The sequence below is a fragment of the Mixta calida genome, assembly GCF_002953215.1.
Taxonomy (GTDB): Bacteria; Pseudomonadota; Gammaproteobacteria; order Enterobacterales; family Enterobacteriaceae; genus Mixta; species Mixta calida.
The window spans coordinates 3,011,023-3,031,603 of the sequence record NZ_CP026378.1; the positions used below are offsets into that span (position 1 = coordinate 3,011,023).

General features: G+C 55.1%; 12 protein-coding genes and 2 pseudogenes. 6 read left to right on the top strand and 8 right to left on the bottom strand.

Going from position 1 to position 20,581, the window contains the following annotated elements; genetic code table 11:
* Positions 1–35: 35 nt before the first annotated feature.
* Positions 36–2,888, bottom strand: a complete 2,853-nt coding sequence (gene rcsC / locus C2E16_RS14315) for a two-component system sensor histidine kinase RcsC (RefSeq protein ID WP_038625135.1) — start codon at positions 2,886–2,888, stop codon at positions 36–38.
* A 168-nt stretch (positions 2,889–3,056) separates the two neighbouring features.
* Between rcsC and C2E16_RS14320 the strand changes: the two are divergent.
* Positions 3,057–3,331 (top strand): annotated as a pseudogene (locus C2E16_RS14320) (type II toxin-antitoxin system RelE family toxin).
* 62 nt (positions 3,332–3,393) lie between these two features.
* Here C2E16_RS14320 and gyrA read toward each other — a convergent pair.
* Positions 3,394–6,029, bottom strand: a pseudogene (gyrA, locus tag C2E16_RS14325) (DNA topoisomerase (ATP-hydrolyzing) subunit A).
* A gap of 174 nt (positions 6,030–6,203) precedes the next feature.
* Here gyrA and ubiG point away from each other — a divergent pair.
* From ubiG to C2E16_RS14350, 4 genes are all read left to right on the top strand, one after another.
* Positions 6,204–6,923 carry a bifunctional 2-polyprenyl-6-hydroxyphenol methylase/3-demethylubiquinol 3-O-methyltransferase UbiG gene (gene ubiG, locus C2E16_RS14330; protein ID WP_038625129.1) on the top strand — a complete coding sequence of 240 codons (720 nt, stop codon included), beginning with the start codon at positions 6,204–6,206 and terminating at the stop codon, positions 6,921–6,923.
* A gap of 232 nt (positions 6,924–7,155) precedes the next feature.
* Positions 7,156–7,853 (top strand): IS1-like element IS1A family transposase gene (locus C2E16_RS14340; RefSeq protein WP_233987823.1). Its coding sequence is split into 2 segments (ribosomal slippage): positions 7,156–7,405 and positions 7,405–7,853, totalling 699 coding nucleotides; the frame shifts between segments, so codons are not numbered across the junction.
* Between the two features lie 24 nt (positions 7,854–7,877).
* Positions 7,878–8,327, top strand: a complete 450-nt coding sequence (locus C2E16_RS14345) for an STM2901 family protein (protein ID WP_084971668.1) — start codon at positions 7,878–7,880, stop codon at positions 8,325–8,327.
* Complete coding sequence (locus C2E16_RS14350; protein WP_084971660.1) at positions 8,321–8,653, top strand: DUF1493 family protein; 333 nt, start codon at positions 8,321–8,323, stop codon at positions 8,651–8,653. The genes C2E16_RS14345 and C2E16_RS14350 overlap by 7 nt, the downstream gene beginning before the upstream one ends.
* A gap of 120 nt (positions 8,654–8,773) precedes the next feature.
* On the opposite strand, the gene kduD is transcribed toward C2E16_RS14350, so the two are convergent.
* The 6 genes from kduD to C2E16_RS14380 form a co-directional block, all read right to left on the bottom strand.
* On the bottom strand, positions 8,774–9,535 hold the full coding sequence (gene kduD / locus C2E16_RS14355; protein WP_084971662.1) for a 2-dehydro-3-deoxy-D-gluconate 5-dehydrogenase KduD: 762 nt from the start codon (positions 9,533–9,535) through the stop codon (positions 8,774–8,776).
* A gap of 151 nt (positions 9,536–9,686) precedes the next feature.
* Complete coding sequence (locus C2E16_RS14360; RefSeq protein WP_084971664.1) at positions 9,687–10,361, bottom strand: oligogalacturonate-specific porin KdgM family protein; 675 nt, start codon at positions 10,359–10,361, stop codon at positions 9,687–9,689.
* A gap of 42 nt (positions 10,362–10,403) precedes the next feature.
* Positions 10,404–12,461, bottom strand: coding sequence for a right-handed parallel beta-helix repeat-containing protein (locus C2E16_RS14365; RefSeq protein ID WP_084971666.1), 2,058 nt, complete (start codon positions 12,459–12,461; stop codon positions 10,404–10,406).
* Positions 12,462–12,491: 30 nt separating this feature from the next.
* Positions 12,492–14,099, bottom strand: a complete 1,608-nt coding sequence (locus C2E16_RS14370; protein WP_104951544.1) for an MFS transporter — start codon at positions 14,097–14,099, stop codon at positions 12,492–12,494.
* Positions 14,100–14,796: 697 nt separating this feature from the next.
* Positions 14,797–15,477: an oligogalacturonate-specific porin KdgM family protein gene (locus tag C2E16_RS14375; protein ID WP_084971729.1), complete on the bottom strand. Its 681-nt coding sequence runs from the start codon at positions 15,475–15,477 to the stop codon at positions 14,797–14,799.
* A gap of 239 nt (positions 15,478–15,716) precedes the next feature.
* A complete protein-coding gene (locus tag C2E16_RS14380) occupies positions 15,717–17,294 on the bottom strand; it encodes an MFS transporter (protein ID WP_104951545.1) in 1,578 nt (525 codons plus the stop codon).
* An 847-nt stretch (positions 17,295–18,141) separates the two neighbouring features.
* On the opposite strand from C2E16_RS14380, the gene nrdA reads away from it, so the two are divergent.
* Entirely contained in the window at positions 18,142–20,427 is a 2,286-nt protein-coding gene (nrdA, locus tag C2E16_RS14385) for a class 1a ribonucleoside-diphosphate reductase subunit alpha (protein WP_038625127.1), read from the top strand.
* The last annotated feature ends 154 nt before the right edge of the window (positions 20,428–20,581 follow it).

Here is a 20,581-nt window from a genome sequence, read left to right on the forward strand (position 1 = left end):
AGGGACGACGCGTTACGTGCACCGTCCCGCCTTTCTTACACATCACGCACTTTCCTGACGCGCTCCGCGTAGATCGCCAGCGACGTTTTCAGCGTCTCCAGCGTGACCGGCTTCGACAAACAGTTATCCATTCCCGCTTCCATACAACGCTGTTTCTCTTCCGCCAGCGCATTTGCCGTTACGCCGATAATCGGGAAGGTTTGCCCCAGCTGACGCAGACGCTGCGTCAGGCGATAGCCATCCATATTTGGCATGTTCACATCGGTCAACACGATGTCTATCTCGCTGCGGCTAATCACGTTCAGCGCATCCACGCCGTCCTGCGCGGTTTTCACCCGGTAGCCGAGCGAGCCCAGCTGATCGGAAAGCAGCATGCGGTTGATGGGGTGATCGTCCACCACCAGCACCAGAATGTCATGATTGTCGACGCCCTGCTGCGCCGGAACCGGCAGCGACGACAGGCCGTCAGGCACTTCCACCACCACGCTGTAGATGCGGCCCAGCAGCGCCGGCAGCTCATGCGGCATGGCGGTGCTGTAGATCCAGCGGCCCGGCGATAGCTCATAGGGCGTATCGATATGGGCGCCGTCGAAAACGATCACCGCGCGCGCCGGCTGTTCCGGCTGAAAATCGTAGTCGGCGATAATCACATCGTCCGGCCGCCACGCCTGTTCATCCAGCCGCGTTACCTGAATGCCGTGCGCCAGCAGCAGGCGCGTCAGGAAACTGGCGAGGAAGTCGTTGCGCAGCGCCAGCCAGACCTGTTTATCCTGGAGACCCTCATGCGGCACCGGCGTCATCATCTGGCTGTTATAGAGCGGAATGCGCACGATAAACTGACTGCCCATGCCCGGCTCCGACTCGACTTCGATATCGCCGTCCATCATATTGATCAGCTTTTCACAAATCGCCAGCCCCAGGCCGGTGCCCTGGAAGTTGCGCTGCACGCCGGTGCCCACCTGGAAGAAAGGATCGAACAGTCGGGTGATCTCTTTGGCGGCGATGCCGACGCCGGTATCGCGCACGCGCACCGCCAGATAGCCCTCTTTCACATAGGCGTGCAGGATAATGCAGCCGGTATGGGTAAATTTAATGGCGTTGTTCAGCAGGTTGGAGACCACCTGTTGCAGACGCATCGGATCGCCGTCCAGCGCCACCGGCACGTCATACTCGATAAAGCAATAAAGCGTCAGGCGCTTCTTTACCACCAGCGACAGATAGTTGGCGGTGATATGGGTGATAACCTCGCGCGGGGCGAAAGGACGCGGCTCGATCTGCAACTGCTCCGATTCGATCTTCGAGAAGTCGAGAATATCGCTGATGATTTTCAGCAGCAGGCTGGAGGAGTTGTTCATCGCCGTCACCAGCGAATCGACCCCTTTCGGCAGCTGTTTGGTTTGCAGCAGATCGAGATTGCCGATAATGCCGTAGAGCGGCGTGCGCAGCTCGTGGCTAACGGTCGCGAGGAACATCGATTTGGACTGGCTGGCCTGCTCCGCCGCCTGCGCCATCTCCTGTAGCGACTCTTCCATTTTCACGCGGGCGCTGACGTCGACCAGCACGCAGATCGCTACGTTTTCGTTGCGGTAGCGCGAATGCACGAAGCTGATTTGCAGGTTGGTGTTGCTGCCGGTCAGCAGATCGACGAAATTAACCTGCTGGCCGCTGATGATTTCCGTCAGCTTCTGTCGATCTTCCTGCGTCAGCATCGTCAGATAGTTGTGCGCCAGCTCGTTGCTGAGGATGTTGGTACCGTCGCGGGTGCGCAGAATACAGATGCCGACCGGCGCGGACGCGACGATTTTACGGTTAAACTGCTCGTGCTCCTCCAGCCGGTGCGCGTTCTCCTCCGCCGGCAGGAACATTCGACGCTCAAACAGCCAGGCAAGCGTGAAAAGAATAATCGCGCTCACCAGATTAAGCAGGATGGCGTTGATCATCAACAGCTTCAGACGGTCGACCAGTACATCGGTCGGCACCGAATAGACGATGCTCAGGTTGGAAGGATGCAGCGTTTTCTTCAGCACCAGCTGTTTATAACTGTCGACGTAGCCGAACCAGGCTTTGTCGTCGGGAAGATCGTCCAGTGAAAATCCGACGCGTCCGCGGTTTGAGGAGAGCACCGGCTGGTTCGCCTCGTCAATCAGCGTGGCGGTAACGGGCAGGCTGCCCGGCGTAACAAAATCGTCGAGGCGAATATTCTGCTCGATGCCGAGCAGCGCCTCCAGCTTGTTGGCGACGTAGATCGGCGTAATCATGTAGAAATAGCCGACGCCCGGCTGCCCGTTATTGCTGACCCAGTACAGACTGCTTTTACGCTCGTCCGCGCTGCTGTTGCGGTAGCGCAGAATACGCTCGTGCAGCGTTTTCATCGTGCGCTCGCGATCCACCGATCCGTTGCCGATGCCGAAATCGGCCATACAGAGCCCTTCGCCCCCGATAAAAAAGACGCGGTTCAGCTCGTAGGCGGAGGCAAAATTGGTTTTCCAGTAGTTAAGGAAGTAGCTGAGCGACTCCAGCGAGCTGCGCCAGGTATTGCTCATCGCCGCGCAGTTGGAATTGTCGACTAACGGATAGAACTGCGGCAGCGTCGCCTTGCCGGGAAAGACGCCGTTCAGCGGATCGGTGCCGCTGGCGCTGCTGCTCAGGCGGTTTTCCGCAATGTACTTCAGCTCCCTGGTAATATCCGCCGAGTGACGCACATACCACTGCGCCTGATCGTAGTTAAGCGTGAACTCCTGACGCACCTGCGCTTCCTGCGTATGCAGCACGCTGATAATGTAAAACGCGGTTAACAGCGCGCCCAGCGACCAGAGCATCAGCGCCAGCGCGCGAAACAGATAGCGGGAAATCCTGAGCGTAGTGCGAAACGAAACGAGATATTTCAAGGGAAACCTGGGCGCAACCGCCAATGAGTAATATTTTTTGATCCCGATACAGTAGCGTCAGGCTGTGAAAAAAGCCAGATTCGCGTCCGCTATTGTTGCTTTATCAGACTGATAGCCGGAGGGGAAAAAGCGGCGTTCAGCTTGTATCAGCGTAAAAAAAAAACCACAATTCGTAATGACAATCGTCATTACGCCGAGTGGCATAAGCTGGGAGCGCCTGTACGCGAGCAGTTAAAGAAAAAGCTGGCTGAAGTGTTAAAGGCACCACGTATTGAGGCGAATAAACTTCGGGACTGCCCGACTGTTATAAAATCAAACTCCCCTCTTCCGGTTACCGTCTCGTTTATCAGGTTCAGGATGATAAGGTCGTCGTGTTTGTTGTTGCGGTAGGGAAAAGAGAACGCAGTGATGTCTATTCTGCTGCCAGTAAACATGCACGTTGAGTCATTTATTCGAACGATAAAAAAGGCCGGTCAGACCGGCCTTTTTAGCGTCGAAGAGAGGATTACTCCTCTTCGCCGTCCGGGATCTCATCGTCGGTTTCCACTTCCGGGCGATATCCTCCTCCCCTTCCGCGACGCTGCCGTCGATGGCGTCCAGCTCTTCTTCTTCAACCGGCTCCGCCACACGTTGCAGACCGACCACGTTCTCATCCGCTGCGGTGCGGATCAGAATCACGCCCTGGGTGTTACGCCCGACCACGCTCACTTCCGATACGCGGGTGCGCACCAGCGTACCGGCGTCGGTGATCATCATGATCTGGTCGCTGTCCACCACCTGCACCGCGCCGATAACCGGCCCGTTGCGCTCGGTCACCTTGATGGAGATCACGCCCTGCGTCGCGCGCGATTTGGTCGGATACTCGCTGTTGGCGGTACGCTTGCCGTAGCCGTTCTGCGTCACCGTCAGAATCGCGCCCTCTTCCTGCGGCACGATCAGCGACACCACGCGATCCCCTTCCGCCAGCTTGATGCCGCGCACGCCGGAAGCGGTACGGCCCATGGCGCGCACTGCCTGCTCGGAGAAGCGCACCACTTTGCCTGCGGCGGAGAACAGCATCACTTCGTTGCTACCGTCGGTGAGCGCCACGCCGATCAGCTCGTCGTCTTCACGCAGGTTGACGGCGATAATGCCGGCACTGCGCGGACGACTGAACTCGGTCAGCGAGGTTTTCTTCACGGTGCCGCTGGCGGTCGCCATAAAGATATTGGTGCCTTCGGTATATTCACGCACCGGCAGAATGGCGGTGATACGCTCGTTGGCTTCCAGCGGCAGCAGGTTGACGATCGGACGTCCGCGCGCGCCACGGCTCGCTTCCGGCAGCTGGTAGACTTTCATCCAGTAGAGACGGCCGCGGCTGGAGAAGCAGAGGATCGTGTCGTGGGTGTTGGCCACCAGCAGACGGTCGATAAAATCCTCTTCCTTGATGCGCGCGGCTGATTTGCCTTTGCCGCCGCGACGCTGCGCTTCATAATCAGAAAGCGGCTGATACTTCACGTAGCCCTGATGCGACAGGGTAACGACCACATCTTCCTGATTGATCAGATCTTCGATATTGATATCAGCGGTGTTGGCGGTGATTTCCGTGCGACGCTGGTCGCCGAACTGGTCGCGGATCGCTTCCAGCTCTCCACGAATCACTTCCATCAGGCGATCGGCGCTTTCCAGAATGTGGATCAGCTCCGCGATCTGCGCCAACAGCTCTTTGTACTCATCCAGCAGCTTTTCATGTTCCAGACCGGTCAGCTTTTGCAGACGCAGATCGAGGATCGCCTGCGCCTGCTGCTCGGTCAGGTGGTAGCGGCCGTCGCGGATGCCGAACTCTTCTTCCAGCCATTCCGGGCGCGCGGCGTTGTCGCCCGCGCGCTCCAGCATCGCGGCGACGTTGCCCAGTTCCCAGGACTGCGCCACCAGGCCCGCTTTCGCTTCTGCCGGGTTCGGCGCATGACGGATCAGCTCGATAATCGGATCGATATTCGCCAGCGCAATCGCCAGACCTTCAAGGATATGGGCGCGATCGCGCGCTTTGCGCAGTTCAAAAATGGTGCGGCGCGTCACGACTTCACGACGATGACGCACGAAGGCTTCCAGAATCTCCTTCAGGGTCATGATCTTCGGCTGGCCCTGATGCAGCGCCACCATGTTGATGCCGAAGGAGACCTGCAGCTGCGTCAGCGAGTAGAGGTTGTTCAGCACCACTTCCGCTACCGCGTCGCGCTTCACTTCGATTACGATGCGCATGCCGTCTTTGTCGGACTCGTCGCGCAGCGCGCTGATGCCTTCGATACGCTTGTCTTTGACCAGCTCGGCGATTTTCTCAATCAGGCGCGCTTTGTTGACCTGATAGGGAATTTCGTGAATGACGATAGTCTCGCGGCCGGTTTTAGCGTCGGTTTCCACCTCGCCGCGGGCGCGAATGTAGATTTTACCGCGTCCGGTACGGTAGGCCTCTTCAATGCCGCGACGCCCGTTGATGATGGCGGCGGTCGGGAAATCGGGGCCGGGGATGTGCTCCATCAACCCTTCGACGCTGATGTTTTCGTCTTCGATATAGGCCAGGCAGCCGTTGATCACCTCGGTGAGGTTATGCGGCGGAATATTAGTGGCCATACCGACGGCGATGCCCGACGAGCCGTTAACCAGCAGGTTGGGAATTTTGGTCGGCAGGACTTCGGGAATCTGCTCGGTGCCGTCGTAGTTCGGCACGAAATCGACGGTCTCTTTCTCCAGATCCGCCAGCAGCTCGTGGGCAATTTTCGCCATGCGCACTTCGGTGTAACGCATCGCCGCGGCAGAGTCGCCGTCGATGGAACCAAAGTTGCCCTGGCCATCCACCAGCATATAGCGCAGCGAGAACGGCTGGGCCATACGAACGATGGTGTCGTAGACGGCGGAGTCGCCGTGCGGGTGATATTTACCGATGACGTCGCCAACGACACGGGCAGATTTTTTGTAAGGTTTGTTCCAGTCGTTCCCCAGCACGCTCATAGCATAAAGCACGCGACGATGGACCGGCTTCAGGCCATCGCGAACATCTGGTAATGCACGGCCAACGATGACCGACATGGCGTAATCGAGATAGGAACTCTTCAGTTCTTCCTCAATATTAACCGGTGTGATTTCTCTGGCAAGGTCGCTCATGGAGCCGCTATCCCTCTACATTTATCCCGGATTTAAAGGTGCGAAAGTATATCACATCGCAACCCGCCGGTGAACGGAAAGCAGCGTTTTAAGCGCGCTTTACCTTTTGCCGCGCCGTGCCGATCGCCGCCAGAAGATGTATACTCCGGGAAACTGTGTCAGGAGTGAAAAAAGATGAGTGTGAGCGCGCGTGCAAGCAATGTGGATCATGACGAAATCGCCAAATTTGAAGCGGTAGCGTCGCGCTGGTGGGATAGGGAAGGCGAATTTAAGCCGCTGCACCGCATCAACCCGCTGCGTCTTGGCTATATCGCCCAACGCAGCGGCGGGCTGTTCGGCAAGAAGGTGCTGGATGTCGGCTGCGGCGGCGGTATTCTGGCGGAAAGCATGGCGCGCGAAGGCGCGCAGGTGACCGGGCTGGATATGGGCGCCGAGCCGCTGGAGGTGGCGCGTCTGCATGCGCTGGAGAGCGGCGTTAGCGTCGACTATATCCAGCAGACGGTTGAAGATCATGCCGAACAGCATGCCGGAAGCTATGACGTCGTCACCTGTATGGAGATGCTGGAGCATGTGCCGGACCCGCGTTCGGTGGTGCACGCGTGCGCGAAGCTGGTGAAGCCGGGCGGCGAGGTGTTTTTCTCCACCATTAACCGCAACGCCAAAGCCTGGCTGATGGCGGTGATCGGCGCCGAATATGTGCTGCGCATGGTGCCGCGCGGCACCCATGACGCGAAGAAGTTTATCCGTCCGGCGGAGCTGCTGAACTGGGTGGATGAGACGCCGCTGCGCGAGAAGCACATTATCGGCCTGCACTACAATCCGCTGCGCGACAGCTTCCGCCTCGCGCCGGGCGTGGACGTCAACTACATGCTGCATACCCATCACGGCGACTAACCTTCAAGACGTCTATTAAAAAGAAACCGGCTATATGCCGGTTTTTTTATAGAGAAAATTTATAGAAATATTTATCCAGCACCTGAGCAACTTATGCAGGCGCTGTTTTACAGGGCTGGACTGCCTAATATTTATTCATTATTATTAAGCGGAATTAATTAAAAGGAACTTAATGTGGGTGATGCTGCCAACTTACTGATTTAGTGTATGATGGTGTTTTTGAGGTGCTCCAGTGGCTTCTGTTTCTATCACCTGTCCCTCCTGTTCAGCTACTGACGGGGTGGTGCGTAACGGCAAAAGCACTGCCGGACATCAGCGCTATCTCTGCTCTCACTGCCGTAAAACATGGCAACTGCAGTTCACTTACACCGCTTCTCAACCCGGTACGCACCAGAAAATCATTGATATGGCCATGAATGGCGTTGGATGCCGGGCAACCGCCCGCATTATGGGCGTTGGCCTCAACACGATTTTACGTCACTTAAAAAACTCAGGCCGCAGTCGGTAACCTCGCGCATACAGCCGGGCAGTGACGTCATCGTCTGCGCGGAAATGGACGAACAGTGGGGCTACGTCGGGGCTAAATCGCGCCAGCGCTGGCTGTTTTACGCGTATGACAGGCTCCGGAAGACGGTTGTTGCGCACGTATTCGGTGAACGCACTATGGCGACGCTGGGTCGTCTTATGAGCCTGCTGTCACCCTTTGACGTGGTGATATGGATGACGGATGGCTGGCCGCTGTATGAATCCCGCCTGAAGGGAAAGCTGCACGTAATCAGCAAGCGATATACGCAGCGAATTGAGCGGCATAACCTGAATCTGAGGCAGCACCTGGCACGGCTGGGACGGAAGTCGCTGTCGTTCTCAAAATCGGTGGAGCTGCATGACAAAGTCATCGGGCATTATCTGAACATAAAACACTATCAATAAGTTGGAGTCATTACCCTTAATGTGATGGACACAACTGAAGAACTTCATGGAACTTATTTTTATGGGGGTTTAAATAACCTCTCATCTGGAGAGTTATTTTTCTGGATTTTTCTCGATAAAGTTGACGAACATTTTTCGGGAATAAAAGATATTACAGCGGTTACTTGCATCTTACTTGGCCAGCCAGTTTTAAAAACCAGACGTAAGCCAGGCAGGACAACCAAAGGAACATCATTAGCCTCTAAATTTTCTCGCCGCTGGCTTGATATTGAATTACCGTTCAGGCTTCCTACATTTACAAATACAAGCGCCAGGCTATTAAAACCAATGATGGTAAATAATCTTGGGGCTTTTGTCGGCCGAACGGTTCCTGTTGTAGGCTGGGCTATCATTGCATACGATGTTTCGACTATCGCCTATAAAACCATGACCACCTATAACTACCTGGCAAGAAAAGAAGATAAAATATGGTAACAGAGAAGGATAAAGATGTACTGGAATTCTTCCAGCGTAATCTGCCCGCAGTCGGCACCTGGACATTCAGGAGCGTTCCTCCTGGTTTTGACGATATTTTACAGGAGATAACAGAACCTGATGACTTGATCATAGCCATAGATAAATTTGAGGATTTTTTCAACGTTGACGTGTCAAATCTGGAAATAAATAATTATTATCCCTGGAAACGACCTTATTTTTTCAGGAAATGGTTTACTAAAAACCCGGTCAGACAAACAAAAAAACCTCTGACAATAAAAATGTTTGCCGAATCCGCCAAAGCAGGCCGGTGGCTTTATGACTGAGGCGTATTATGCATCCGTTAAACGACCAGTAAAAAACGGACAGAAACTAATTAGACAAAATAATGCTGGTCACCTTAAGTGACCAGCATTAACCCGCAGGTCGCCTTTTTTATGCCCGGCTTAACGCGCCAGCCAGCCGCCGTCGACCGCCAGCGTATAGCCGCTGATGTAGTCGGCGGCAGACGAGGCGAGGAACACCACCGGCCCCATCAGATCCTGCGGCAGGCCCCAGCGTCCCGCCGGGATGCGGCTAAGGATCTCTTCGCTGCGCGCCTTATCCTCGCGCAGCTGCTGCGTATTGTTGGTCGCCATATAGCCCGGCGCGATGGCGTTCACATTGATATTGTGCGCAGCCCACTCGTTGGCCATCAGACGGGTCAGGCCCATCACCGCGCTTTTCGATGCGGTGTAGGAAGGCACGCGGATGCCGCCCTGGAAAGAGAGCATCGAGGCGATATTGATAATCTTGCCGCCGTTGCCCTGCTTAATAAACTGACGCGCCACCGCCTGCGACATAAAGAATACCGTTTTGCTGTTGATATTCATCACGTCGTCCCAGTCTTTTTCGCTGAACGCCAGCGCATCTTCGCGGCGGATAATCCCGGCGTTGTTGACCAGAATATCGATATGCCCGAATTCGGCGACCGCTTTTTCCAGCAGCGCCGGAATCCCGTCCTGCTTGCTGAGGTCCGCCTTCAGGCTTAAGAAGCGGCGGCCGGTCTCCTCAATTTTATCTGCGGTTTCCAGCGGTTCGACGACATTGATGCCGACGATATCGCAGCCCGCCTGCGCCAGGCCAATCGCCATTCCCTGCCCCAAACCGGTATCGCAGCCGGTGACGATCGCAACTTTGCCTTGCAGGGAGAATTTATCAAGAATCATGCTTTTTTCCTTTTCTGCGCGCCTGAAATGCGCCAATTGCTCAGGGAATATTCCCGCTCAGCGCATCCGTCGTTCGCCGCTGACAATCAGCGATATCGCGGATGCGCCCATTTTATTGCCGTGCAGCACGGCGTTATTGATAAAACGTTTTTTAGAAACTGTACTGAATGCCGGTGCGCATACGCGTTTGCCGTTCATCACTGTTTTTATGCACGCTGATATTGCCGACCTCAATATAAGGCGCCAGCGCCTTGCTGTATTTCCATCGCGCCTTGAGATTATGTTCATAGTCCCATTTCTTATTATCGAAACGGATCTGGTCGCTGTGCTTATAGATGTAGTTATATTCAATACGCCAGTCGGTAAAGTTATAGCCGAGCCAGAATTCGCCGCGATTGGTTTTCATATCCTCTTTGCCTGGCTTACTCTCGCGCTTATATTCATAGCGATAGCGGCCGTTAAGGTAAAAGCCGTTATTAAAATCGTAGCCGGTTAACAGCAGCGGCTTATAGATGCTGCTGTCGCTGCCCGATTCCAGCGTAAAGCCGGGCTGAAGAAACCACTGCGGCGTCACCTTATACTGCCAGTTAATGCTGCTTTCGCTGCCGTTGCTGACGGTATCGTGAAAGGCTTTATTCGGATCGTCGCCGCCTGACTTCCACTTGGTTTCCAGCGCAAAACCGACGCCGTTGGCGAAGCGGTGCGACACGGTGATGCGATCCTTATGCACCCGGCTGTCATCCTGCCATTCATGCCGGTAATCCAGCGTAACGGCTGAAGCGGAAGCCGACAGCAGCCCGCAGAAAATAACGATCTGTTTATTCATGATGCAATCCCTTTGGTAAGAATTTTTATTTTTATCTGTTTATTATTTTTCGCTTTTCAGGAAAGCGTTGCTGACGTCGATATTTCCCGTTACCGCATCGGCATACATACCGGGCTTACTGCGTAGCGAGATATTGTTTTCAAAGTTGCCCTGTTTTTCCGGCTGCGTATAGGGGCCGGGGCGGAAGATAAAATTAAAGCGTTTATTGTCAACGGCGATATTATTTTTCACCCACAGCGCGCCGGGATTAAAATTATCGGTAAAGCCGTCCATGCCGTTTTCTATCGCCACGCTGTCGGAAATACGGTGGGCCACCGGAATGCCCTCGCCGCCCAGCTTAAAGCCATTATTGACGTTGCGCAGCGCCACGCTATTTTCAATGGTGACGACGCCGTTCGGCCCGTCCTCGATCTTATTAAACAGATCGTAGCCATCATCGATATTGTCGTGGGAAAAGCAGGCCACCAGCCTGTTGCCTTCGCCGACGCGCATTTTCACCGCGAAACCGTCGGCATTGATCATGCCGGGATCTTTATTTCCCCAGGACTCCGAATGAGAGACGGTATTGTAGCTGGCCCACAGCGCGCGTCCGATGCCCGGCGGCGAGGCGATCCAGATGCCGGTGTCGTCAGCCTGCCAGGCGGTGACGCGGTTAATCAGGTTGTGACTGCCGGAGATGGAGAAGCTTTTGCTGGTGACGCCGATGCCTTCGATATCCCAGTAGCTGGCGGCCAACTGCAAGCCGTGAAACACCGCCTTGTCGCCCATTGGCCGCAGATGCTTGCGCTGTTCGGGACCGCCGCTAACCGCCGCCGCCAGCGTCGTATAGGGATAGTCGCCGTCTGCCAGCCACAGCACGCCGCCCGGCGCCAGCAGCGCCGCCGCGCTGGCGACATCAAGCGGATACGCCTGGCTGCCGTCGTTTTGCGCGCTTCCCTGCGGCGAGGCGTAGAGCGCCTTCGCGTCCGCCACCTTTTTACGGGTCACCTGTAACTGCCCGCTTACCTTCTCGCCGTCGGCCAGCGCCAGCGTATAGTTTACCGGCGTGGTTTCCGCCTTCAGCGTCAGCGACACGCTGAACATCTCGCCCGCTTTTACCGCCACGCCGCGCACGCATTCAACGCCGTCGCTGCTGACCGTCAGCACGCCGTCGCGATCGCTGCGCAGCCGGAACGCATAGTCCGACGAGGCCGCCACCGTCGCCGACGCGATCTCGACGTGCGCGGGCTGCGTTTTAGCGACAAACTTTTTACCCGGCGCGGCATGGCGCGGCGTAAGCGTCAGCTGCGCCTGATGTACCGTCATACGGGCGTTGCGCGCGGCAAAGAAGCCCACGTAGTAACGTTCATTATCCAGTACCGTTAGCCGATCCGCGTCGCCCGTTTGCTGCGTCACCCAGCTGTCGCTGCCGACAGGCGCCCATGCGGCGCTGAAGCCTTCATCGCTGCGCGCCAGACGCAGGCGAAAACGGGGCGTTTTATTGAGATCGATATTCTGCTGGTAGGGTTGGCGCTTAATCTCCACGCCGGTATTGCCCCAGCTCTGCGTCACGCCGTTGCGCGCGATCAGCATCGCCTGTACCCGATGATGCGACGCTTTATCCTGGGTCATAATGGCGTTCATCACCATATTGGAGGCGGCGGGAAACTCCTCGTAGCCGGGCTGAATGTTCTCCAGCCGCGGCTTGCCGAGTACGTCGCGCGCCAACAGTCCCGCCCCCTCCTGACCGGCGGGCTTCGCGCCGTTTTCCGGGCCGAACTGATCGATGCTGACTTCCGCCTCCAGCGTCATATTGGCGCTGGCCGGCAGCTGCGTGTAATAGAAGGTCAGGCCGTCATGGCTGTTGCCGATTTTTCCGCCGCGGCTTTCAACCGTGACGGGTAGACGCAGCCTGCCCGGCTGCGCGGCGCCCTCCCCTTCAGCGAAGGTGACCTGGTTTACGCCGATTTTTTCCGGCAGCACGTTAGTCGCGAAATTTTTATCCGTGGACTGGCCAAAGGTGATGGCGCGCCACGTCAGGTTTTCCGCCTCCGGCGGGGCGTCAGCGGCCCAGACGCTACCGACGCCGCTGACAAGCAGTAACAGAGGAATGATTTTCATCGATCTCTCCCTGAGGTTAGTGACCATGAATCAGTGAGACTCTTGCGGTTTAGTCGGCTGCGACGCGCTCTTATCATCCGTCAGCGGCACGCTATTCTCCTCAACCAGCGGCGCCAGCTTCATTTTGCGGCAGATGGCGCTGCGGCCCCAACACTCCTCGTAGGGATAGCCCACCAGCGCCTCGATCACCGCGCGCACTTCCGGCTTGATATCGCTTATCTCGCCGCCCGCTTTGATGCGCGCCACCTCTTCCAGCACCACCAGATGCGTTTTACGGTTGAGCAGCATCTGACGGCTGAAGAAAATCGCCATCAGCGCCAAGCCGATCACGCCGCCGAAAAAGACCCAGGAGATGGCGTTCATCGCCTCTGGCGGCTGAGTATGGGATTTAGACTGGAAGCCGTAGTAGCTGAGGATCGCGCCCATCACAAAGACGATAATCGAGCGGACAATCTTTCCGGAGAAGGTCATTGCGCCGGCGTAGATCCCTTCGCGGCGACGGCCGGTAAAGACTTCATCGACATCCGCCAGGAAGGTGTAGACCGTCCAGGGGATGTAGTAGACGCCGCCGGTGCCGAGACCGAAGATGACCGTGATGCCGACGATAGCGAACCAGGCCACCGGCCCGGAGAGATGCAGGAAGTGCAGCAGCGAGTAGCAGCAGACGGCGAAAATAACGATGCTGAGCGCCCAGGTGTAGGGCTTGCTGAAGCCGTTTTTCACGCACAGGCCGATAAATATCGCGGTAGAGATAAGCTGCAACACCGCGTTAAGGCTGTTCAGGCCCGCCAGAATCGCCGGATCGTAGAGCAGCACGAACACCACGTAATAGGTAAAGACCGAAGCGAACAACCACTCCGCGCCGAAGCCGAACAGGTACATACCGAGATGTTTACGGAACACGCGCAGGTAGAAGGTAGACTGCATATCGCGCGCCAGCGCGCAGACGGTTTTCCACAGCGACTGTTTCTGACGCGCGGCTTCCTCGCCCTTATCTTCACGCTCCCAGGTAAAGAGCCAGAGCAGGCCGATGGCAATAAACAGGATTGCGCCGTAGGTCAGGCCGGTATAGAAAAAGGGCCGCGCTGACTCTTTGCCGTACAGCAGAATAAACTGGCCGGGGATCAGCGCCGCGAGGAAGTTGGCGACTTTGCCGAAGATCGCTTTGTAGCCGGTCAGCTTTGAGCGCACCGCAAAATCATCGGTCATTTCGGTCGCCAACGTCTCGTAAGGCACCATTACCGAGGTGTAAATCAGTTCAAACAGAACGTAGGTAGAGAGGTAGTACCAGAAACCGAACCCCTCAACCCACAGCAGCGGATAAAAGATCATTAGCGGCGCGCCGATGAGCAAAAAGAAGCGGCGACGACCAAAGCGTTTCCCCAGCCAGGTTTTACCGAAGTTATCGGTGATATACCCCATCAGCGGATTGCTGATGGCGTCGATAATGCTGGCGACGGAGAAGATAAATGAGGCTTCCAGTAAAGAGAGGCCGCAAAAGGTGGTATAGAAATAGAGCAGCCAGGCGCCGGCGATAGCCAGCGCGCCGCTGCCCAACAGGTTACCGCCGCCGTAGGCCAGCTGATGGCCGAGTCCGACTATCCTTTTTTTTCCCGGAGAGTATGTTTGCCTGCTCATAGTAATAAATCCTTTGAAATTGAACCATTGTTTCAACTTTATTGAATATGTATTTTATAAAACCGGGAGCCAGGGAATAACGTGATGATGGTCCCAATCAGAGCAAATAAATTTCGCGTTAAACAAAGGTTAACGGGATTAACAAATTAGCTATACACCCTCCTCCAGGCGTAAAGGTGTCAGTTATTTCCGATAGCGACGATAAAAATAACCAGGAAGGCAATTAACAAAAAAGGGGGCGTCGGCAGGTAAAGATGGTTGATACAGTCAAATAATACATTAATTGTTATTTTAAATAAAAAAACAAAGTCGGCGCCAAAATAACAATTAAAACGCGTTTAATAAGTGTGCCAGCTTAAATAAACCAGCGGCTCTGCTTTTCTGGCATTACAGATGAAAAGGCGTACCCGCCAGCTCTTGCTCAAGCCAGCTTAAAAAACACTTTATCTTTTTCCGCTTTTCATGTGCATGAGGAAATACCAGATGATGCGCGCTGACTGGCATCGCATAGCTATCGCCAAATACCGATACCAGTTTTCCGGCGCGAATATAATCCTGCGCCAGCAGATTGCTCTCCAGAGAAAACCTGTTACCGCTTGGTTATAGTTACGCTGATATTTATTGTTTACGCCATTAGCGCGTTTGAGATGATCGATCGCCGTCGGCCAGGCCGACGGCGCTTTTCTCACGCGCGAGGTTAAAACTTATATTGCAGGCCGATGCGTAGCCGCGTCTGGCGTTCATCGGTGGTCTTGCGCACGCTGATATCGCCCACTTCAACATAGGGCGCCCAGCTTTGATTGAATTTCCACAGCGCCTTTATATTTTGCTCATAGTCCCACTTTTTATTATCAAAGCGAATCTGATCGCTGTGCTTATAGATGTAGTTATATTCCACCTTCCAGTCAGTAAAATCGTAACCCAGCCAGATTTCGCCGCGGTTGGTTTTCATGTCCTCTTTACCCGCCTCGCTTTCACGGGTGTATTCATAGCGGTAACGCGCGTTAATATAGATGCCGCTGTCAAACTCATAGCCGGTCATTAAAAAGGGTTTATAAATGCTTTTTTCATCGGTCGATTCAAGGGTAAACCCCGGCTGGACAAACCAGGGCTTGACCGGACGAAATTGATAGTTAAGAGTATTTTCCGTGCCGTCGCTGACCAGGTCGTGAAACGGCTTATTGGGATCGTCGCCGCCTGATCTCCATTTCGCCTCCAGGGTAAAACCAATACCGTTATCAAAACGGTGCGATATGGCGACCCGATCTTTATGCACTTTACTGTCATCCAGCCATTCGTGGCGTAAATCAATAATCACTGCCGATACCTGCGTCGTGGCCAGCAGCAACCCGCAGGCCAATAAGGTCTGTTTATTCATTGCCCGATCCCATTACGGTTATTCCAGAGGTTTTTTATCTTTTTATTAAGTTCGCAGCGTTATATTTCGCTTAATAAAAACGTTGTTTATTCCGCCTGTTCTGCCGTCGCTTTTTCCGCTCGCCATTTCCGCATAGCGCGTCACCGCCGCGCAGAGCAAAGACAGACTGTGGCTGTTTTGCAGGCGTACCCCTTCTGGCCCCCCGAAAAGGCGGACCAGAAAGACTTTCTGGGGTGAAGTTAGAGCTGCGGCGCCTGTTTTGGCTCCGTCGCCTTTTCATCGACCAGCGGCGCCAGCTTCATTTTCTGGCAGATGGCGCTGCGGCCCCAACACTCCTCGTAGGGATAGCCCACCAGCGCCTCGATCACCGCGCGCACTTCCGGCTTGATATCGCTTATCTCGCCGCCCGCTTTGATGCGCGCCACCTCTTCCAGCACCACCAGATGCGTTTTACGGTTGAGCAGCATCTGACGGCTGAAGAAAATCGCCATCAGCGCCAGGCCGATCACGCCGCCGAAAAAGACCCAGGAGATGGCGTTCATCGCCTCTGGCGGCTGAGTATGGGATTTAGACTGGAAGCCGTAGTAGCTGAGGATCGCGCCCATCACAAAGACGATAATCGAGCGGACAATCTTTCCGGAGAAGGTCATTGCGCCGGCGTAGATCCCTTCGCGGCGACGGCCGGTAAAGACTTCATCGACATCCGCCAGGAAGGTGTAGACCGTCCAGGGGATGTAGTAGACGCCGCCGGTGCCGAGACCGAAGATGACCGTGATGCCGACGATAGCGAACCAGGCCACCGGCCCGGAGAGATGCAGGAAGTGCAGCAGCGAGTAGCAGCAGACGGCGAAGATAACGATGCTGAGCGCCCAGGTGTAGGGCTTGCTGAAGCCGTTTTTCACGCACAGGCCGATAAATATCGCGGTAGAGATAAGCTGCAACACCGCGTTAAGGCTGTTCAGGCCCGCCAGAATCGCCGGATCGTAGAGCAGCACGAACACCACGTAATAGGTAAAGACCGAAGCGAACAGCCACTCCGCGCCGAAGCCGAACAGGTACATACCGAGATGTTTACGGAACACGCGCAGGTAGAAGGTGGACTGCATATCGCGCGCCAGCGCGGTCAGGGTTTTCCCCAGCGACTGCTTATGACGCAGTACGGCTGCGCCGGTATCCCTGCGCTCCCAGGTGAAAAGCCAGAGCAGGCCAACGGCAATAAACAGAATGACGCCATAAGTGATGCCGGTATAAAGAAAAGGCTGCGCGGATTCTTTGCCATATAACAGAATAAACTGGCCCGGAATCAGCGCGGCGAGGAAATTGGCGATCTTACCGAAAATCGCCTTATAGCCGGTCAGCTTAGAACGTACGGCAAAATCATCCGTCATTTCCGTCGCCAGCGTTTCATAGGGCACCATCACCGAGGTATAAATTAATTCAAAGATGACGTAAGTGGTCAGGTAATACCAAAAACCGAATCCTTCTACCCACAGCAGCGGGTAAAAGACCATGAGCGGCGCGCCAATTAACAGGAAAAAACGGCGTCGCCCGAAACGTTTGCCCAACCAGGTGTTGCCAAAATTATCGGTCAGGTAACCCATTAAGGGATTACTGATGGCATCGATAATACTGGCGACCGAGAAAATAAAAGAGGCCTCCAGTAAAGAGAGGCCGCAAAAGGTGGTATAGAAATAGAGCAGCCAGGCGCCGGCGATAGCCAGCGCGCCGCTTCCCAGCAGGTTCCCGCCGCCGTAGGCCAGCTGATGGCCCACGGTGATTCTTCTGTTTTGTCCCAGAGGTACTGATTTATTTATCATGATTTCCGGCCTTTATATAATTGAACCGATGTTTCATTTTAAATGAAGTGCTTTTTTATATATTTATAAAGGCATGAATAATGTGATTAACACCGCATTAAAAAAAAGTGACCTCCATGAAAAATCTTACTCACCTGCCCGGCGCTATCGCCCTCACATACAGGCAATAAATAGCTTAAATCATCAGGGGTTACGAAAAAAAGCGGCTGGACGGATAAGTTAAGAAGACGGGTTAAACGCGTGTTGCGGAGAAAAAAGATGTCAGTTTAGTGATAACAATCACAAACAGAAAACGGTCTGTTTTCTGGTTGATATTTTTAAAAATTAAACAGAGGCACCCAGGAATTATCTGAATAAACAGAATAAGACGGATGCTAAACGTCGGCCTGTACAGCGGAGAAAATAACCAGCTTTATTATTACAAAGTGAAATTACCCCTTTGCCCGCCGCCTGTCCGATATCAGCGCCAGACCAGCACGACGCAGACTGACGTGTAAATGGGCCGGCTCGCAGAGCGCGTAGACCCTTTTGCCAGAAAAAAAAGCGGATTTTTGCCCGCTGAGCAAGAATCAGGCGCTCGATCAAATTCTAAGTTTTTTTTTCAAACCATTGACATCCGCTGCCAGCCTTATGAGACGCGGACTTAGGAAATTAGCCAGCCTGCGATCACGAATTCGTAACGAAAATCAAGGCTTGTTAAGCAGGGATAAATTACTAGAATACTCACCATCTAGTTGTTCATTCATTCTCCACCCCCTATATATAGTGTTTATCCACAGAGTTACTCACAAAGAGCAAGCTGTGTATAAACGGGGGATATTTTTTTCACGGACAGGTAAAACGCGACATGAATCAGAGTCTGCTCGTCACTAAACGCGATGGCCGCAAAGAGCGCATCAATCTGGACAAAATCCACCGGGTTCTCGACTGGGCGGCGGAAGGCCTGCAAAACGTCTCCGTTTCCCAGGTTGAGCTGCGTTCCCACATCCAGTTCTACGACGGCATTAAAACCTCCGATATCCACGAGACCATCATCAAGGCCGCCGCGGACCTGATCTCGCGTGACGCGCCGGATTACCAGTACATGGCCGCGCGCCTGGCTATCTTCCACCTGCGTAAAAAAGCCTACGGCCAGTTCGAGCCGCCGGCGCTTTACGATCAGGTCTCACGCATGGTGGAGATGGGCAAATATGACCGCCACCTGCTGGAAGACTACAGCCGTGAAGAGTTCGAGCTGATGGACAGCTTTATCGATCACTGGCGCGATATGAACTTCTCCTACGCGGCGGTGAAGCAGCTGGAAGGCAAGTATCTGGTGCAGAACCGCGTCAGCGGCGAAATTTATGAAAGCGCCCAGTTCCTCTATATCCTGGTCGCCGCCTGCCTGTTCTCCAACTATCCGCGCGAAACTCGCCTGGATTACGTGAAACGGTTCTATGACGCGGTTTCCACCTTTAAGATTTCCCTGCCGACGCCGATCATGTCCGGCGTGCGCACGCCGACCCGTCAGTTCAGCTCCTGCGTGCTGATTGAGTGCGGCGACAGCCTCGACTCGATTAACGCCACCTCCAGCGCCATCGTGAAATATGTTTCACAGCGTGCCGGCATCGGCATCAACGCCGGTCGCATCCGCGCGCTGGGCAGCCCGATCCGCGGCGGCGAAGCGTTCCATACCGGCTGTATCCCGTTCTACAAACATTTCCAGACCGCGGTGAAATCCTGTTCTCAGGGCGGCGTGCGCGGCGGCGCGGCCACTCTCTTCTACCCGATGTGGCATCTGGAAGTAGAAAGCCTGCTGGTGCTGAAAAACAACCGCGGCGTGGAAGGCAACCGCGTGCGCCACATGGACTACGGCGTACAGATCAACAAGCTGATGTATCAGCGTCTGCTGAAAGGCCAGGATATCACCCTGTTCAGCCCGTCGGACGTGCCGGGCCTGTATGACGCGTTCTTCGCCGATCAGGACGAGTTCGAGCGTCTCTATACCAAATATGAGCAGGATGAGAGCATCCGCAAGCAGCGCGTGAAGGCAGTCGATCTCTTCTCTTTGATGATGCAGGAACGCGCCTCCACCGGTCGTATCTACATCCAGAACGTCGACCACTGCAACACCCACAGCCCGTTCGATCCGGCTATCGCGCCGGTACGCCAGTCCAACCTCTGCCTGGAAATCGCGCTGCCGACCAAGCCGCTGATGGATGTGAACGACGAGAACGGCGAAATCGCCCTCTGCACCCTCTCCGCCTTTAACCTGGGTGCGATTGAGAGCCTGGACGATCTGGAAGAGCTGGCGACCCTGGCGGTACGCGCGCTCGATGCCCTGCTCGACTATCAGGACTACCCGATTCCGGCGGCGAAACGCGGCGCAATGGGCCGTCGCACGCTGGGCATTGGCGTCATCAACTTCGCTTACTATCTGGCGAAGCACGGCGTGCGCTACTCCGACGGCAGCGCCAACAACCTGACGCACAAAACCTTCGAAGCCATTCAGTACTACCTGCTGAAAGCCTCTAACGAGCTGGCGAAGGAACAGGGCGCCTGCCCGTGGTTCAACGAAACCACCTACGCGCAGGGCATCATGCCGATCGATACCTACAAGAAAGATCTGGATGCGATCTGCAACGAGCCGCTGCACCTCGACTGGGATACGCTGCGCGCCTCGATCAAAGAGCACGGCCTGCGCAACTCCACGCTCTCCGCGCTGATGCCGTCTGAGACGTCTTCGCAGATCTCCAACGCCACCAACGGCATTGAGCCGCCGCGCGGCCACATCAGCATCAAAGCGTCGAAAGACGGCATCCTGCGCCAGGTGGTGCCGGAGTATGAGCGTCTGAAAGAGAGCTATGAGCTGCTGTGGGAAATGCCGGGCAACGACGGCTATCTGCAGCTGGTGGGTCTGATGCAGAAGTTTATCGACCAGGCGATCTCCGCCAACACCAACTACGATCCGTCGCGCTTCCCGAACAGCAAGGTGCCGATGAAGCAGCTGCTGAAAGATCTGCTGACCGCCTATAAGTTCGGCGTGAAGACGCTCTACTATCAGAACACCCGTGACGGTGCGGAAGATGCGCAGGATGATATCGCGCCTTCTATCCAGGACGACGGCTGCGAAAGCGGCGCCTGTAAAATTTAATCGGGTCTGGCCGGCGTAAACCGGCCATGACTTTTCTTCTGGCCCCGCCAGCAGGCGGAGCCGCAAACATGGCAGGCCGCGCGGCGCGCGGTCAAAACGGCTGTCAGCGCGCTGCTTTACCGCAGCGCCAGCCTGTCCCGTTAGCATGTGGAAT

Bases quoted from the DNA above. Each gene is read 5' to 3' on its own strand.
- ubiG (WP_038625129.1), top strand. From the start codon at position 6,204: ATGAGTGTGAGCGCGCGTGCAAGCAATGTGGATCATGACGAAATCGCC.
- C2E16_RS14345 (WP_084971668.1), top strand. From the start codon at position 7,878: ATGGACACAACTGAAGAACTTCATGGAACTTATTTTTATGGGGGTTTA.
- C2E16_RS14350 (WP_084971660.1), top strand. From the start codon at position 8,321: ATGGTAACAGAGAAGGATAAAGATGTACTGGAATTCTTCCAGCGTAAT.
- kduD (WP_084971662.1), bottom strand. From the start codon at position 9,535: ATGATTCTTGATAAATTCTCCCTGCAAGGCAAAGTTGCGATCGTCACC.
- C2E16_RS14360 (WP_084971664.1), bottom strand. From the start codon at position 10,361: ATGAATAAACAGATCGTTATTTTCTGCGGGCTGCTGTCGGCTTCCGCT.
- C2E16_RS14365 (WP_084971666.1), bottom strand. From the start codon at position 12,461: ATGAAAATCATTCCTCTGTTACTGCTTGTCAGCGGCGTCGGTAGCGTC.
- C2E16_RS14370 (WP_104951544.1), bottom strand. From the start codon at position 14,099: ATGAGCAGGCAAACATACTCTCCGGGAAAAAAAAGGATAGTCGGACTC.
- C2E16_RS14375 (WP_084971729.1), bottom strand. From the start codon at position 15,477: ATGAATAAACAGACCTTATTGGCCTGCGGGTTGCTGCTGGCCACGACG.
- C2E16_RS14380 (WP_104951545.1), bottom strand. From the start codon at position 17,294: ATGATAAATAAATCAGTACCTCTGGGACAAAACAGAAGAATCACCGTG.
- nrdA (WP_038625127.1), top strand. From the start codon at position 18,142: ATGAATCAGAGTCTGCTCGTCACTAAACGCGATGGCCGCAAAGAGCGC.